Source organism: Pseudomonas sp. SJZ080 (assembly GCF_007828295.1).
Taxonomy (GTDB): Bacteria; Pseudomonadota; Gammaproteobacteria; order Pseudomonadales; family Pseudomonadaceae; genus Aquipseudomonas; species Aquipseudomonas migulae_A.
Genome location: NZ_VIUK01000008.1, coordinates 170,656 through 185,754, shown reverse-complemented (window position 1 = coordinate 185,754; position 15,099 = coordinate 170,656). Strand labels below are relative to the sequence as shown.

The 15,099-nt window shown below is 61.0% G+C and carries 14 protein-coding genes; 12 read left to right on the top strand and 2 right to left on the bottom strand.

Annotation, left to right across the window (positions count from 1 at the left end):
* The first annotated feature begins 78 nt into the window (after positions 1 to 78).
* The 3 genes from FBY04_RS13775 (at position 79) to FBY04_RS13765 (ending at position 4,025) form a co-directional block, all read left to right on the top strand.
* On the top strand, positions 79 to 2,559 hold the full coding sequence (locus FBY04_RS13775) for a TonB-dependent siderophore receptor (RefSeq protein ID WP_145315540.1): 2,481 nt from the start codon (positions 79 to 81) through the stop codon (positions 2,557 to 2,559).
* A gap of 93 nt (positions 2,560 to 2,652) precedes the next feature.
* On the top strand, positions 2,653 to 3,156 hold the full coding sequence (locus tag FBY04_RS13770; RefSeq protein WP_084320843.1) for a VOC family protein: 504 nt from the start codon (positions 2,653 to 2,655) through the stop codon (positions 3,154 to 3,156).
* A gap of 35 nt (positions 3,157 to 3,191) precedes the next feature.
* A complete protein-coding gene (locus FBY04_RS13765) occupies positions 3,192 to 4,025 on the top strand; it encodes an AraC family transcriptional regulator (RefSeq protein ID WP_084320844.1) in 834 nt (277 codons plus the stop codon).
* Positions 4,026 to 4,091: 66 nt separating this feature from the next.
* Here FBY04_RS13765 and FBY04_RS13760 read toward each other — a convergent pair whose 3' ends face one another.
* Positions 4,092 to 4,679: a LysE family translocator gene (locus FBY04_RS13760; protein WP_084320845.1), complete on the bottom strand. Its 588-nt coding sequence runs from the start codon at positions 4,677 to 4,679 to the stop codon at positions 4,092 to 4,094.
* Positions 4,680 to 4,915: 236 nt separating this feature from the next.
* A complete protein-coding gene (locus FBY04_RS13755; RefSeq protein WP_145315539.1) occupies positions 4,916 to 6,247 on the bottom strand; it encodes a PLP-dependent aminotransferase family protein in 1,332 nt (443 codons plus the stop codon).
* Between the two features lie 98 nt (positions 6,248 to 6,345).
* Here FBY04_RS13755 and FBY04_RS13750 point away from each other — a divergent pair, with 98 nt between their 5' ends.
* The 9 genes from FBY04_RS13750 to FBY04_RS13710 all read left to right on the top strand — a co-directional run bounded on the left by FBY04_RS13750 (position 6,346) and on the right by FBY04_RS13710 (position 14,931).
* Positions 6,346 to 7,245 carry a DMT family transporter gene (locus FBY04_RS13750; protein WP_145315538.1) on the top strand — a complete coding sequence of 300 codons (900 nt, stop codon included), beginning with the start codon at positions 6,346 to 6,348 and terminating at the stop codon, positions 7,243 to 7,245.
* Positions 7,246 to 7,561: 316 nt separating this feature from the next.
* On the top strand, positions 7,562 to 8,182 hold the full coding sequence (locus FBY04_RS13745) for a LysE family translocator (protein ID WP_145315537.1): 621 nt from the start codon (positions 7,562 to 7,564) through the stop codon (positions 8,180 to 8,182).
* Between the two features lie 72 nt (positions 8,183 to 8,254).
* On the top strand, positions 8,255 to 9,295 hold the full coding sequence (locus tag FBY04_RS13740; protein ID WP_145315536.1) for a DMT family transporter: 1,041 nt from the start codon (positions 8,255 to 8,257) through the stop codon (positions 9,293 to 9,295).
* Between the two features lie 104 nt (positions 9,296 to 9,399).
* Positions 9,400 to 10,482 carry a bifunctional transcriptional activator/DNA repair enzyme AdaA gene (locus FBY04_RS13735; protein ID WP_145315535.1) on the top strand — a complete coding sequence of 361 codons (1,083 nt, stop codon included), beginning with the start codon at positions 9,400 to 9,402 and terminating at the stop codon, positions 10,480 to 10,482.
* Positions 10,483 to 10,513: 31 nt separating this feature from the next.
* Complete coding sequence (locus FBY04_RS13730) at positions 10,514 to 11,326, top strand: isocitrate lyase/phosphoenolpyruvate mutase family protein (RefSeq protein ID WP_145315534.1); 813 nt, start codon at positions 10,514 to 10,516, stop codon at positions 11,324 to 11,326.
* Positions 11,323 to 11,937 carry a DNA-3-methyladenine glycosylase gene (locus FBY04_RS13725; protein WP_084320852.1) on the top strand — a complete coding sequence of 205 codons (615 nt, stop codon included), beginning with the start codon at positions 11,323 to 11,325 and terminating at the stop codon, positions 11,935 to 11,937. The genes FBY04_RS13730 and FBY04_RS13725 overlap by 4 nt, the downstream gene beginning before the upstream one ends.
* A 145-nt stretch (positions 11,938 to 12,082) precedes the next feature.
* A complete protein-coding gene (locus FBY04_RS13720; RefSeq protein WP_145315533.1) occupies positions 12,083 to 13,672 on the top strand; it encodes a lactate dehydrogenase in 1,590 nt (529 codons plus the stop codon).
* 165 nt (positions 13,673 to 13,837) lie between these two features.
* Positions 13,838 to 14,443: an SCO family protein gene (locus tag FBY04_RS13715; RefSeq protein ID WP_084320854.1), complete on the top strand. Its 606-nt coding sequence runs from the start codon at positions 13,838 to 13,840 to the stop codon at positions 14,441 to 14,443.
* The gene (locus tag FBY04_RS13710) at positions 14,443 to 14,931 is read left to right on the top strand and encodes a copper chaperone PCu(A)C (RefSeq protein WP_145315532.1); all 489 of its coding nucleotides are present in this window, start codon (positions 14,443 to 14,445) and stop codon (positions 14,929 to 14,931) included. The genes FBY04_RS13715 and FBY04_RS13710 overlap by 1 nt, the downstream gene beginning before the upstream one ends.
* Positions 14,932 to 15,099: the final 168 nt, after the last annotated feature.

Genomic DNA, 15,099 nt, shown 5'->3' with positions numbered 1-15,099 from the left:
TCCCTTTTGCGTTTCTCGTTCGGTTAACCCTGTGAAGCCTTTCAATTGCCGTTCGATTTGATTCCAGGGAACACCCCTTTGCGCAACGCCATCTTTCGCACTCGCTTTGCCTTGCGACCGCTGGCCCTGGCCCTTCCGGTCGCATTGCTCAGCCTTGTTTCGACGCAGGCCCACGCCGAAACATCCGCCGCCAGTGAACAGTCAGGCAGCCACACGCGTTATTACGCAATCGCTGCCGGTTCGCTGGTGAGCGTACTGAACAGCTTCGCCGAACAGGCGGGGATTTTCCTCGCCGGGCATAACGATCTGGCCAGTGATAAACGCAGCCCCGGCCTTGATGGCGAGTTCACCGAGCTGCAGGGCTTGCAGCAACTGCTACAGCGCAGCGGCTTGCAGGCCCAGCCTCAGGGCGATCGTGGTTACGTGCTCAAAGCTGTCCCGGAGGGTCCTCTGGAACTGGGCGCCACCAACATTTCCGGTCAGGCGCTGGGCGCTATCACCGAAGACACCCACGCCTACACCACCGGGTCGACCGCTTCGGCCACCGGCCTGCCACTGTCCCTGCGGGAAACGCCACAGTCGGTGACGCTCATCACCCGCCAGCAAATGGACGATCAGGGCTCTACCAGCATCGCCGATGCCCTGCGGCGCGTGCCCGGTATCAGCGTGCAGAACTACGACAGCGAACGCTGGGAGTTTTCCAGCCGTGGCCTGCCGATCACCAACTTCCAGTACGACGGCGTCAACACCGACTACGACGGCGTCTACGATTACGGCACCACCAGCACCGACATGGTGACCTTCGACCGCGTCGAAATCATCAAGGGTGCGACCGGCCTGATGACCGGCTCGGGCGATCCATCGGCCACCGTCAACCTGATCCGCAAACGTCCCACCAAAGCGTTCAAGGCCTCGATCACCGGCGCCGTCAGTTCCTGGGACAATTATCGCAGCACCGCCGATGTTGCCGGCCCGCTGACCGAGAGCGGTAACCTGCGCGGACGTTTCGTCGGGGCGTATCAGGACCGCAGCGCCTACATGGACAACTACCGCAACACCCGGGACATTGCCTACGGCATCCTCGAAACCGACCTGACGCCGGAGACCCTGCTGACCGTCGGTATCGACCAGCAGAACACCCGCTCCCGCGGCGCCAGCTGGACCGGCTTCCCGATGTACAACGGCGACGGCTCGCGCACGCGTTTTTCCCGTTCGTTCAACCCGGCCACCGACTGGAGTCGTCGCGACTTCACCAACCAGACGATCTTCGCCTCGGTGGAGCAGCAACTGGCCAACGACTGGAAACTCAAGGTCAGCTACGATCGCAAACACCGCCAGCACGACACCTTCCTCGCCTCGGCCAGCGGCGGTAACCCGGACCCGGTCAGCGGCAACGGCATGTTCATGTACATGGGCCAGTTCAAGGGCGATCAGGTGCAGGACAACCTCGACGTCAACTTCACCGGCCCGTTCCGCCTGCTCGGTCGCGAGCACGAGTTGATCGCCGGCTTCATGTCGATGAACACCCGCCAGGACATCCCGGTGCAGGGGTCCGTCTACCCGCCCGTCGACGGCAGCATCTACGACTGGCGCGGCGAGTTCCCGAAACCGGACATCGCCAAGGTGGGCGACAACGACATCGTCCAGCGCCAGACCGGTGCCTACCTCGCCACGCGACTCAAACCCACCGACAACCTGGCGGTCATCCTCGGCACCCGCGTGAGTCAGTTCAAGGCCAACGATGACCTGGCCTACAGCGACCCGAACACCCCGGACCTGCACGACAGCTACCACCAGACCGGCGTGGCCACACCGTACGCCGGACTGGTTTATGACCTCGATGACACGTACTCGGTGTACACCAGCTACACCAGCATTTATCAGCCGCAGATGAGCAAGGATGCCCAGCGCAAGTTGCTCGACCCGGTAGAAGGCGACAGCTACGAAGCGGGGATCAAGGCCGAATACTTTGGCGGCCGTCTGAACGCCAGTTTCGCCGTGTTCCGTATCGAGCAGGACAACCTGGCCGAGTACGTCAGCGGCGTCGATAGCGAGTCGGTGTACCGTGCGGTGCAAGGCGCGACCACCCAAGGCTTTGAGCTCGAACTGGCCGGCGAAGTGATGGACGGCTGGAACCTGTCGGCCGGCTACAGCTACAACCACACCCGCGATGCCAAGGGCGATCACGTCTACGGTTCGATCCTGCAAACCACCGCACCGGAACAAGTGGTTCGGGTGTTCAGCACTTATCGCCTGTCGGGCGCGCTGGAAAAACTCACTGTCGGTGGCGGCGTGAACTGGCAGAGCGAATTCTTCGGCAACGTGTTCCAGCCCAACCCCAATGACACGGTCAACTTCGGCCAGTCCTCGACGATCACCCAGCAAAGCTACGCCCTGGTGGACGTCATGGCGCGCTACCGCTTCAACGATCACTTGAGCACGACGCTGAACGTGAAGAACCTCTTCGACAAGACCTATTACACCGGGCTCGGCAACTTCGGCACTGGGTTCTATGGCGAACCGCGCAGCCTGCAACTGACGACCCGCTGGGATTTCTGACCGGCGATTTGGCGATCTACGGTACTCCCGCAAGCCCTTGGGCTGGCTACGCTGAAAGTTCAGCATCGGCCACCCGTCTACAGGAGCACCGTCATGCAACGCGTTCAAAAACTCACACCCTGCCTGTGGTTCGACCATCAGGCCGAAGAGGCCGCGAAGTATTACTGCGCGATCTTCGATCATTCAAAAATCACCGCCATCACCCACTACGGCAAGGCCGGCCAGGAAGTCCACGGTCAACCTGAAGGCTCGGTCCTGACGGTCAGTTTCGAACTTGACGGGCAAAGCTTCACGGGCCTCAACGGTGGCCCGACCTTCACGTTCAACGAAGCGATTTCGTTTCAGGTCAATTGCCAGACCCAGGAAGAAGTCGACCATTTCTGGGGGCGCCTGTCGGCGGGCGGCCCTGTCGAGGCCCAGCAATGTGGCTGGGTCAAGGACAAGTTCGGCGTGTCGTGGCAGATCGTGCCCATCGCGCTGATGGACATGCTGAAAAGCCCCGACACGGTGAAATCCCAGCGCGCCATGGCCGCGATGATGCAGATGAAAAAACTCGACATCGCGGCGCTGCAACGAGCCTTTGACGGCGAGAGCTAATACACTCTGACGCTGACCTGCCGAGGACACCGACGATGAAGCCCACCGCTGCCAAAGACGCTGACAAGGCCCCGCGCTTCTGGCGCGATGACGCCCTGCCCTTCATCGAAGCCCGCTCCATCGCCGACGGCCGTGAGGTCTGTTACACCCGGCATGCTCACGAGCATTTTTCCATCGGTGCGATTACCGCCGGGCGCAGTACCTATATCCACGAACAATCGGCGTTTGAGGTCAGCGCCGGCACGGTGGTGCTGATGAATCCCGGCGATGTCCACGCCTGCAACCCGATCGACGACCAACCGTGGTCGTATTTGATGTTGTATGTCGATACGCCGTGGCTCACCGATTTGCAGCATCAGCTCGGTTTCAGCAGCGACCTGGCGTTTCGGCGGTTTTCCACCACCCACACGGATGACGCCAGCCTGTTTGCCGGCCTGAAGGGGCTGTATGAGGTGTTGGTCGACACTGAGCAAGATGTGCTGGGCAAACACAGCGCCGCGGTCGAGTTTTTCACCGAGGTGCAACAACGGCTCAACCCCGGCGATCAACCGCTGCGCGAGCCCAATTTCAAACTGGAACGCGCGGCGGATTACATCCGCGACCACTGCACGCAACTGCTCAAGCTCGAAGACATTTGCGAAGCCGCGCAACTGTCGCCGTCGTACCTGATCCGCGCCTTCAAACAGCATTACGGCATGACGCCCCACGCCTTTCTGGTCAATCGGCGCATCCAGTTCGCCCAGGATCGACTGCGCAGCGGCCAGCTGATCGCCGACGTGGCACTGGAAGCGGGGTTTGCCGATCAGGCGCATTTTCAGCGGGTGTTCAAACAGCATTTGGCGGCTACGCCGGGGCAGTATCGTGGTTGAGGCGAGCACATATTTCCTGCGGCTAACAAGCCACTGTGGCCAGCACAAAACCCTGTCAGCATCCCGCTAAGGCAGTAGCAGATAAACCGCACTCACCGCCAGCAACGCCGCCATGATCCGGTTGAACAATCGCATCCCCGCCGGGTTGTTCAGGTAACCGCGCAAAAAGGTCCCGGCGTACGCCCAGCAGCCGACGGACAGGTAGCAGATCACCAGATACACCGCAGCGAACTCCCAGACCAGCCGCGCCTCGCCATCCGCGACAAACGCTCCCATGCCCGCCACGCAGGCCAGCCAGGCTTTCGGGTTGAGCCATTGCATCACCGCGCCGTACAACATCGACGGTGCCCGTGCCGAATCCTTGGCATCGAGCTGACCGTTATCCGCCGCCAGTTTCCACGCCATGAACAACAGAAACGCCACGCCGGCCAGTTGCACCACCCGCGTCAGCGCTGGCCATAGCTGCAACACTTCGTGCAGTCCCAGCCCCATCAGCACCAGCAACAACACAAAACCCAGCGTCGCCCCGGCCACGTGGCGTTGACTGGCGCGAAAACCGAACTGCGCGCCGGAACTCAACGCCACAATGTTTACCGGCCCTGGCGTGATCGACGCCACCAGCGCAAACGCTGCCATCGAAATAATCAGACTCATTGCGTACCTTCTTCAATTCAGTTGAACCAGCGCTCAAGGTAAAGAGCGCTCTGGCCCGCGTATTGAAGAAAACTACCCACTGACGGGGATGGTTAAACACTGCCCCTTGTGGGAGCGGCGGTGCGACGACTCGACTTGCCCGCGATGAGCCCGAGGGCGACGCGATTAATCAGGAAGTTGGCGTTATCGTTAACGTTTATCGCCAGCAAGCTCGCTCCTACAGGAGGTTGTGGTTCTCAGGAGTACGCGCCGACCACCCGCTTCACTTTGATCAAGGCTTGTCGAAGCGAATCCATGTCCACCGACCCCAACGCCAACCGGATCGCATGCGGTACGTGGACAGAGGTCGCAAACGGCTCGGCGGTGGAGACGGCGACTTGCTCGTGCATCAACTCGACCGCAATCTGGTCCGCTCTCGCATCTTCCGCCAGCGGTAACCAGAGAAAGTACGAAGAGGGATGCGTCATGCAGCGCAGCCCTTTGAGCAGCTCGGCGGCCATGGCTTGCCGGGCCTGCGCGTCCGCGCGCTTTTGCGCTTCCAGTTGGCTGACGGTTCCATCGTCAATCCAGGCGCAGGCAATCGCCGTCATCACGCCGGGGGTATTCCAGGTGGTTGCCCTGATTGCACGCTCCAGCGCCGGCATTTTCTCGACCGGGGCGGCAACGAAACCGACGCGCAGTCCCGTGGCGACATTCTTGGAGAACCCGGACACGTAGACGGTCCGTTCCGGCGCCAATTCAGCTAGCGGTGCCGGAGCGTCTTCGACCAGGAAAGCGTAGGCGGCGTCTTCAATGATCAACAGATCATGCTGGCGCGCAATCGACACGAACTGGTTGCGCCATTGCGCATCCATCACCCAGCCCAGAGGATTGTGCAGCGTCGGCATGGTGTAGACAGCCCGCACCGACCGGCGCCGGCAAAGCGCTTGCAACGCCTCGAGATCAGGCCCGGTCTCCGTGGCGGGAATGGGCACGATTTCCAGGTGCAGCGATTCAGCCAGCACCTTGAAACCGGTGTAGGTCAACGCATCCGCCGCGATCACATCACCCGGTTTGAGCAGCGCCATCATCGTCACCGCCAATCCATGCTGGGCACCACTGACGATCAACACCTGTTCGGCCTGCACGCTCAACCCGCGTGAAGCCAGATGATTGGCGATCGACGCCCGTTCATGCAAGCGCCCGGCATGGGGCTGATAGCGCAGATGGGATTCGAGGTCGCCGGATAACGCGAGCTGACGCAGGGCCGTGCGCAACAGGTCGGCCTGACCGGGTAATGACGGGTAGTTGAAGTTGAGATCGGCCATGCCCACGGCAACCACGTGCTGGCTGACGCCCTGACCGGGCGGGAGCGATGTCTCCCTGACGAACGTGCCCCGCCCCGTTTCACCACTGACCAGCCCCATCGCCTCAAGCTCTGCGTAAACACGGCTGGCGGTGACCAGCGCCAACCCGTGCTCAGCGGCGAGCTGCCGATGGGTGGGCAGGCGCGTACCGGGCGGCAACTGTCCTGAACGGATGTCTGCGGCAAAAGTGTCGACCAGCGACTTGTAGCGCAAGCGAGGCATAGAGGATGTATCCATGACAATTTTTTGATTGTCCTAATACTCGGCCATACGATGCGTTCAAGGCAACCCGCCGCATCAACCTCTGTCGAGTGACCTCAATGGAACGCGTATCGAATCTGAACACCCAGCCTCGGGAAAACACCACCAGCGGCTGGCTTAACGGGCTGATCGGCGTGGTGATCTTCAGCGGCTCGCTGCCCGCCACGCGGGTCGCGGTGCTGGAGTTCGATCCGGTTTTCCTGACGGTTGCCCGAGCCACCATCGCCGGCGCGTTGGCGCTGTGCATGCTCTGGCTGTTCAAGGAAAAACGCCCGGTGCGAAGCCAGTTGCTACCGCTGATCATTGTGGCGATGGGCGTGGTGGTCGGGTTTCCGCTGTTGACGGCGCTGGCGCTGCAATACGTGACGTCGGCGCATTCGATTGTCTTCGTGGGTCTGTTGCCGCTGGCGACGGCCGTGTTTGGTGTGGTGCGCGGTGGCGAGCGGCCCCGGCCGGTTTTCTGGTTTTTCTCGATATTGGGAAGCCTGCTGGTGGTGGGATTTGCCGCGTCCCAAGGACTGACCGCCTCGCCTGAGGGCGACCTGCTGATGCTGGCGGCGATCCTGGCCTGCGGCCTCGGTTATGCCGAAGGGGCGAAGCTGTCCCGGACACTCGGTGGCTGGCAGGTGATTTGCTGGGCGCTGGTGTTGTCACTGCCGGTGATGGCGTTGTTGAGCTTTTGGCTCACGCCCGTTTCGTTTTCGGGGATCAGCATGCCTGCGTGGTTTAGCCTGGGTTATGTGTCGCTGTTCAGCATGTTGATCGGGTTTGTGTTCTGGTATCGCGGGCTGGCGCAGGGCGGGATTGCGGCGGTGGGGCAGTTGCAACTGTTGCAGCCTTTTTTTGGGTTGGCGCTGGCGGCGACGTTGCTGCACGAGCAGGTCAGCATTGGGATGCTGGCGGTGACTGTGGCGGTGATTCTGTGCGTGGCTGGCGCGAAGAGGTTCGCGAAAAAGTAGTCAATACGAGTAGAAGGCTTACTGCCGAAGACGTCATTACGGCTACTACCGCTTCGCCAGCAAGCCGGCTCCTACAGATCCTCGGCGTCCACGAACCGTCGGCACAATCCAATCCCGTAGGAGCCGGCTTGCTGGCGATAGCGGTGGGTCAGTCGACAGATTTATCGCCTGAATGGACGCCATCGCCAGCAAGCCGGCGCCTACAGTATTGTGGGTGTCCTTGCTAATTGCCGGAGCAGTATTAGCTGGCGACTGTACGGGTCAAGCCCCACGGCACCTGTGGTAAAAATATCGCTCTCGTTACCGGAGCCGAATCATGGACCTCGCCACCCTCTCCCTCTTTCTCCCGGCCTGCTTCGCCCTGAACATGGCCCCCGGCCCGAACAACCTGCTGTCGGTCAGCAACTCGACGCGTTACGGCTATCGCACGGCGTGTGTGGCAGGGATTGGTCGGCTGCTGGCGTTCGCCGGGATGATCGCACTCGCCTCCGCGGGGCTGGCAGTGGTGCTGCAAACCTCGGAGCTGTTGTTCTACGGGATCAAGATTGTCGGCGCGGCGTACCTGTTCTACCTCGCGTGGCAATTGTGGCGCGCCGATCCGGGGACGGAGAACGTTGAGACCGGCGCGCCGGCGGGGATGCTGACCCTGGCGCGACAGGAGTTTCTGGTGGCCGCCGGCAACCCGAAAGCGATTCTGATCTTCACCGCGTTCCTGCCCCAGTTCGTTGATCCGGGCGAGGCCGTGACGCCGCAATTCGCGGTGCTGGGCGCACTGTTCCTGATGCTGGAATGGATCGCCATCGGCGCCTACGCCTACATGGGCCTGCACATGCGCCGCTGGTTCGCCAAGCCGCGGGGCAAGCGGATTTTCAACCGGTGCTGCGCGGGGTTGTTGTCGGCGGCAGCTTCGGTGCTGCTGATGGCGCGTCGCGCCTGATACAGGGTTTGACTGACCACCGGAGAAGTGCAGACTGGCGGGCATCCCGTCACCATGACTCGAGCCCTTCGAATGAACCGTAACGTGATCTACGCCCTCGGCGCTGCGGCGCTGTTTGGGGCAAGTACGCCACTGGCCAAGGCGTTGGGCCTGAACCTTTCGCCGATCCTGCTGGCAGGGTTGCTGTACCTGGGCAGCGGTCTTGGCCTGACGCTCGCCAGATTGATCCGGGACCGCCGCTGGCAGTCCAGCGGCCTTGAATGGTCAGAGTGGCCATGGCTGATCGGCGCCATTACGTTCGGTGGCATCATCGGCCCCGTAGCACTGATGTTCGGCCTGACCCTGACCTCCGGCGCCACGGCCTCGCTGTTGCTCAACCTTGAATCGGTACTGACCGCCGTATTGGCCTGGGTAGTGTTCAAGGAGAACGCCGACCGCCGCATTGTCGCCGGCATGCTCGCCATCGTGCTCGGTGGTTTGCTGCTGGCCTGGCCGCAGAGTTCGGCACACTCACAGGGCTGGGGCGGCCCCTTGCTGGTCGCTCTGGCCTGTGCCTGCTGGGCGATCGATAACAATCTGACGCGCAAAGTCTCCGCGTCGGACGCCCTGTTCATCGCAGGCATCAAGGGTTTGGTCGCCGGTGTGGTGAACTGTTTTCTGGCGCTAGTGCTGGGCGCAAAGCTGGCGCAAGCGACGGTGCTGGTTCCTGTGTTGCTCGTAGGTTTCCTCGGGTATGGCGTCAGTCTGGTGCTGTTTGTTCTAGCGTTGCGCGGATTGGGCACTGCGCGCACCGGTGCCTATTTTGCCACTGCGCCTTTCCTTGGCGCGGCGATTGCCATCCTGCTGCTGGGCGAACCCGTAACGGTTACTTTCTGGGCCGCTTCGCTGCTGATGGGCTTGGGAGTCTGGATTCATCTCACTGAACACCACGCCCACGAGCATCAACATGTGGCACTTGCTCATCGTCATCGGCACGTTCACGACGAGCATCATCAGCATGAGCATTCGTTCCAGTGGGACGGCACCGAGCCTCACAGTCATGAGCACGAGCACACGCCAATGCGCCACGCACACCCACACTTTCCGGACATTCATCACCGGCATAAGCATTAGCGCCACGTAACGTGCATTGGCACATTGAAACTGATGACGAATGCCTGGAATTCTCTGTCGATTTTCCGGTGGAGGCCTGAGGCGGCGCGCCCTATGCTCAACCCATGAACCTACAAAACGCGATGCTTCCGCCCCACGCCGAGATGGTCCGCGCCATGCTCGAACGAGACACCACCTACGAGGGGGTGTTTTTTACGGCGGTCAAAACCACCGGCATCTTTTGCCGCCCCAGTTGCACAGCGCGCAAACCAAAACCGGAGAACGTCGAGTTCTTCGCCCATGCCGATGACTGCCTGTCCGCCGGCTACCGCGCCTGCCTGCGGTGTAAACCGCTGGACGCGGCCGCCATCGCACCGGACTGGGTGCAGAAACTGCTCCAGTCGGTGGACGCCGACCCCGACTTGCGCTGGACCGACGCCCAGTTGCTGGCCGAGGGTATCGAGCCGCTGAAACTGCGGCGCTGGTTCAAGCAGCATTTCGGCATGACCTTCCACGCGTGGCTGCGCACCCGACGCCTGGGCATGGCACTGGGCGGGATCAGACAGGGCGATTCCATCGACAGCGCGGCGTTCGATTCCGGTTACGAATCCCTCAGCGGGTTTCGCGATGCCTTTCAAAAATCCTTTCACATCACCCCCGGCCGTGCGGTCAACAGCGAGCCCTTGCTGTTCACGCGCCTGACCACGCCGCTGGGACCGATGATTGCCATGGCCGAACGGCGCGGGCTGGTGCTGCTGGAGTTTCTTGACCGGCCGGCGCTGACCCGGGAAGTCGAAGCCCTGCAGAACCGTCATGGCTATGCCGTGGCACCCGGGCACAACGCGCACCTTCAGCAAATCGAAACAGAGTTGGCCCAGTATTTCGCCGGCAAACTGACCGAGTTCAAGGTGCCGCTGCACTTGCCCGGCACCGAGTTCTCCCGGCAGGTCTGGGCCGAGCTGGCGAAAATCCCCTACGGCCAGACCAGTACCTACGGCACCATCGCCGCGCGGCTGGGCAAACCGGGTGCCAGCCGCGCCGTGGGCCTGGCGAACGGGCACAACCGGATTTCGATTGTCCTGCCCTGCCACCGGGTGATCGGTGCGGACGGCTCCTTGACGGGCTATGGTGGAGGACAACCACGCAAGGCGTTTCTGCTCAGGCTGGAAAACGCGGCGGTGCAGGTCACACGACAACTCGCGTTCTGACTCTCGGTGTTTTCATAAGGAAGGAAATTCGATGGACACGCTCGACCAGCAATTCCACAGGCTGCATCAGGACGGCCTGCTGATTCTCACCAACGTCGCCGACGCCGCCGGAGCGCGCATCGTCGAGCAACTGGGCTGCAAAGCCATTGCCACCAGCAGTGCGGCAGTCGCCTGGGCTCACGGTTACGCGGACGGCAATGCCCTGCCCCTCGAACGCCTGGTCTCGACCGTCGAGTCCATCGCTCGCGTGATTTCGCTGCCGCTGAGCGTGGACATCGAGGCCGGCTATTCCGATGACCTGGCTCGGGTTGCCGAAGTGATCGATGCGGTGATCGCTGCCGGTGCCGTCGGGATCAATATCGAAGACGGTGCGTCTCCGCCGGAACTGCTGGCCCGCAAGATCGAAGTCGCCCGCCAGGTGGCCGACCGCCGCGAGGTGAAGTTGTTCATCAACGCCCGTACCGATGTGTACCTCAAGGGGCTGGTGCCGGCCGAAGACCGCGTTGCGGAAACGCTCAAACGTGCGGCGCTGTATCACGCGGCCGGTGCTGACGGGCTGTTCGCGGCCGGTGTTTCGGCGGAGTACGAAATGGCTGCGCTGTGCCATGGCACCCCACTGCCGGTGAACGTACTGGGGCTGCCGGGGTTGCCGTCGCCTGAAGCGTTGAAAGCGCTGGGCGTTCGCCGTCTGAGCGCCGGTTCCGGTATCGCCGAGTTTCTTTATGGCGCGATGGCTGGCCTGGCGAAAAGTTTTCTGGAAACCGGCAAACTCGATAGCAGCCACCTCAAGGCGTTCACCTATGGGGAAGTGAACGCACTGCTCAAACCTGCGGTGAACGCTTGACCGACCCTTACTTGCCGGCGACGGCGTTTCTCGCGGCCATGGATGACGACTGGGCGCGCCACATCGCCGCCATAGGCCCCTGCCTGCACCAGCCGCATGCCGCTCGAGATCCGTATGAATCGCTGGTGCGGGCGATTGCCTACCAGCAACTGCACGCCAAAGCCGGGGATGCGATTGTCGGGCGGCTTCTGGCGTTGTTTCCTTCGACGGCGTTTCCACGTCCTGAGCAGATTCTGGCGAGCGGGTTTGATCAACTGCGCGGGTGCGGTTTTTCCGCGAGCAAGATTGCGACCATTCAGGGCATCGCTCAGGCGGCGCTGGACGGTGTGGTGCCGGATTATGCGACGGCATTGGCGATGGACGATGAGGCGTTGATCGAGCGGTTGATCACGTTGCGCGGGGTTGGGCGCTGGACGGTTGAGATGCTGTTGATCTACAGCCTGGAGCGGCCGGATATTTTACCGGCCGATGACTTCGGGGTGCGCGAGGGGTATCGGCGGTTGAAGGGGTTGGAGGTGCAGCCGACGCGCAAGCAGATGGTGGAGATCGGGTTGGGGTGGAGCCCTTATCGGACGGTGGCTTCCTGGTATTTGTGGCGGATGACCAAGTAGACCGAGTCATCGTTCATCGCGGGCAAGTCGAAGGGGCCAGCCCATTCACCACACATCCAGAGCCACCGGCACACGCACCTCAAGTTATGAAGCCCTATGCCGACAAACCCTGTAGGAAACTATTGGTACTCAGCATGGAGCCGCTATGACCGTCATTTCTTCAATCTCTTCCTTGCCGCCACTGGCGGTCGCCAGGATGGCTGCCATCCAGCCCGCCGTGGGTACTACCACCGACTCGACAGCCGCCCTGTCCTCCCCCGCATCGATTGTCAACTTGCATCAAGATAACAAGATCATCGATGCGCAGACTTACACCTCCCGGGGTGTCATTGCGCAGCCTGATGCTCCGCTTGCCTGGGAATACACGCAGCCTGACAAAGTGTCGTTTCGCATGGGGGGCAACTTCGCAAGTGCTTCAGCCAACAGCCGGTTCCGGGGACTGGGTGAGACACTGCTCCTGCAACTGGCGCAATCCAACCAGAACATCTCCCAATCGGTCATTCGCTCATCGACCGGGCAGACGCTCGAGCCTGCAGAGTTGGCGGCAGCCCAAGCCAGGATTCACAGTGGCGTTGCAGACAACAGCATCAACCTGACCCTGAAAACAGCCAGCGGAAAAACCGTCGAGATAACCCTGTCCAGTCAGGATAACGCGCTGGCGGTGCAGGCTCAGGTCCAGGGTGGCGACCTCAGTAAAGAAGAACTTGCCGCACTTGGCGCCATGGCCGAAGGGTTTGAATCGGCCATCCAGGGCCTCAGCGCCGTTCCACCGCAACTCAAGCTGGATGCGCTGGCTCAGTTCGACACTGACGTGTTTTCCTCGGTCGACCTGATCACACGGTTCAAGCTCGACGATGACAGTACGCAGCGCCTTGAGCTGCATGCCGACGCAAGCCAGCGCCAGGTGCGCATGAGCGGTGCGGCAGGCGATTTCGACCTGTCCGTGGACCTGAAAAACGCCGCCATCCTCGGCGACAGCAATCAGAAAGCCAAGGCGCTCGCCAGCTACCTGCGTCAAATAGAAGCGGCGCGCGATCGAGGCGACGGCGACCGGAATCTGCTGTCGATGTTCGAGAGTGCATTCAAGACCGTGCACAGCAGCTACCCGCAAAGCCGCGCGACAAGCGGGCTGCAGGCCTCCACCGCCATCAAGCTGACAGACACCGACCGCAGCGTTCTCAGCGGCCTCGCCGATTTCAGCGCGACGGTCACCGAGAAGACCGTAAACGGCAATCCGGCGCGGCCTGGCGAACTCGACTCGTTCAACTATCGCTTATCGCAGGCCACGCAATCCAAAGGTCAGGATCAGCTCAATCGCAAGATCGTCCAGAATCAGCAATCGCATCTGACCGCCCACTACCATAAGCCACTGTATGCCGGACAAAAGCTGGAACTGACGACTGACCCACAATCCCAGAACTATCAGTACTACCAGATCGACGATCAGGCCAGCAGCACAAGCAGCATCGGCTATGTCAAAGGTAAGTTGGTCGAAGCGTCCGTCAGCCATTCGGCTAGCCAGTCCACGCGCATATCCAAGTATGTGATGGGGCATCTGGAGGAAGATAACGTGACACCGGTCTCGTCCTCGAAGACGCAAAATCTCCTCGGTCTTCTGCAACAGGCCCTGCAAGAAGACAGACTGGCGAAACAGGGGCTGGGTACGTCAAACGCCTTTGCCGCTATCCAGGACACGGTGATGTTGGTTGGCAGCCCGATGGAGATTAAAGGCTGACCCGAAAACCGATACCGGCCCGGAAAGTCGTTGCGTCAGTTTGTCGCAAGTTATGAGTAATCCTTTGACGCGTATAATCGCTCCCCTTCGCTAAACCGGCATGCATCAAAGACGCCCTGTTCGAGGTTGATTATCCGTTCGGGCTCATCAAAAGGTCTGTAGAACATGAGTGTTTCGTTGACCCGCCGCCAGGTGGTTACAGGTATCGGCTTGTTCAGCCTTGGCCTCCTCGCCGGCTGTGACAATAGCGTCAGCCTGTCGTACAAATACGGCAAGGACCTGAGCGACAAGATCCTCGGACGGACATTCAAGCTGAAGGACTCTGAAGGCAACCTCACGACGCTCTCGAGCTTTCGTGGTTTGATGCCGATGATTTTCTTCGGCTTCACCCAGTGCCCGGCGGTATGTCCCACCGCCCTGGCTCGCGCAGTACAAATCAAGAAGCTGATGGGAAAAGACGGGGATACTCTCCAGGTCGTCTTCATCACGCTGGACCCGGAACGGGATACGCCCGCGGTGCTGGATGCCTACGTCAAAACGTTTGATCCCTCATTTGTCGCGCTCCACGGGACACTCGAGGAAACGGCGGAAACGGCCAAGGAGTTCGGGGTGTTCTATGAGAAAATCCCGAGCGGCTCCACCTACACACTCTCCCATACAGCGACCAGCTTTGTGTATGACACAAGGGGCAGGTTGCGCGTCGGACTTTCCCCCTCCCTTTCTGCACAAGAGTGTACGGAAGACTTGAAAACCGTTATGGAAGTCTGCTGATGAATTCGAATGCCATTAAAACCGCCATCAATGTGCGCGTCCAAACAGCTGTCCTGGGCCTTTTTCTGCTGGGAACGGCGCTTCAGGTTTCAGCCCAGACTCAAGTGGATGACGCCTGGGTACGCGCCACCGTTGCCGGGCAACAAGCAACCGGAGCGTTCATGACGGTCACCGCGAGCAGCGACAGCAAACTGCTAAGCGTGCAAACACCGATCGCTAAAATTGTGCAGATTCACGAGTCGACGATGAAAAACGACGTGATGAGCATGCACCCCGTGGAGTTCGTTGCCTTGCCCGCAGGGACAGCGGTCACTCTGGATCCTCATAGCTATCACGTGATGCTGATCGACCTGGCCGGTCAGGTCAAAGAAGGCGACAAAGTGCCGCTGACCTTGAACGTCGAAAACGCCAATGGTGAAAAAGAGTCCATCACGGTTGAGGCTCAAGCGCGCGCACTGAATATGCCGGATCACAGCAAAATGCATTGATGGCTGGGAGTCATCCGGACATCGGTGGCAGTCAGTGGGACCGCGTTATCGTTCTTCGCGAGCAAGCCCGCTCCCACATTTAACCGAGCGCTCCCATGAGAATACGGTCGAATGTGGGAGCAGGCTGGCTCGCGAAGACGGTGTCACATTCAACACATCACCCAGAGC

What these genes read in the sequence shown, in the direction of transcription:
- FBY04_RS13750 (WP_145315538.1), top strand. Translation starts at nt 6,346, where the DNA reads ATGGAACGCGTATCGAATCTGAACACCCAGCCTCGGGAAAACACCACC.
- FBY04_RS13720 (WP_145315533.1), top strand. Translation starts at nt 12,083, where the DNA reads ATGACCGTCATTTCTTCAATCTCTTCCTTGCCGCCACTGGCGGTCGCC.
- FBY04_RS13715 (WP_084320854.1), top strand. Translation starts at nt 13,838, where the DNA reads ATGAGTGTTTCGTTGACCCGCCGCCAGGTGGTTACAGGTATCGGCTTG.
- FBY04_RS13730 (WP_145315534.1), top strand. Translation starts at nt 10,514, where the DNA reads ATGGACACGCTCGACCAGCAATTCCACAGGCTGCATCAGGACGGCCTG.
- FBY04_RS13770 (WP_084320843.1), top strand. Translation starts at nt 2,653, where the DNA reads ATGCAACGCGTTCAAAAACTCACACCCTGCCTGTGGTTCGACCATCAG.
- FBY04_RS13755 (WP_145315539.1), bottom strand. Translation starts at nt 6,247, where the DNA reads ATGCCTCGCTTGCGCTACAAGTCGCTGGTCGACACTTTTGCCGCAGAC.
- FBY04_RS13760 (WP_084320845.1), bottom strand. Translation starts at nt 4,679, where the DNA reads ATGAGTCTGATTATTTCGATGGCAGCGTTTGCGCTGGTGGCGTCGATC.
- FBY04_RS13765 (WP_084320844.1), top strand. Translation starts at nt 3,192, where the DNA reads ATGAAGCCCACCGCTGCCAAAGACGCTGACAAGGCCCCGCGCTTCTGG.
- FBY04_RS13740 (WP_145315536.1), top strand. Translation starts at nt 8,255, where the DNA reads ATGAACCGTAACGTGATCTACGCCCTCGGCGCTGCGGCGCTGTTTGGG.
- FBY04_RS13745 (WP_145315537.1), top strand. Translation starts at nt 7,562, where the DNA reads ATGGACCTCGCCACCCTCTCCCTCTTTCTCCCGGCCTGCTTCGCCCTG.
- FBY04_RS13735 (WP_145315535.1), top strand. Translation starts at nt 9,400, where the DNA reads ATGAACCTACAAAACGCGATGCTTCCGCCCCACGCCGAGATGGTCCGC.
- FBY04_RS13710 (WP_145315532.1), top strand. Translation starts at nt 14,443, where the DNA reads ATGAATTCGAATGCCATTAAAACCGCCATCAATGTGCGCGTCCAAACA.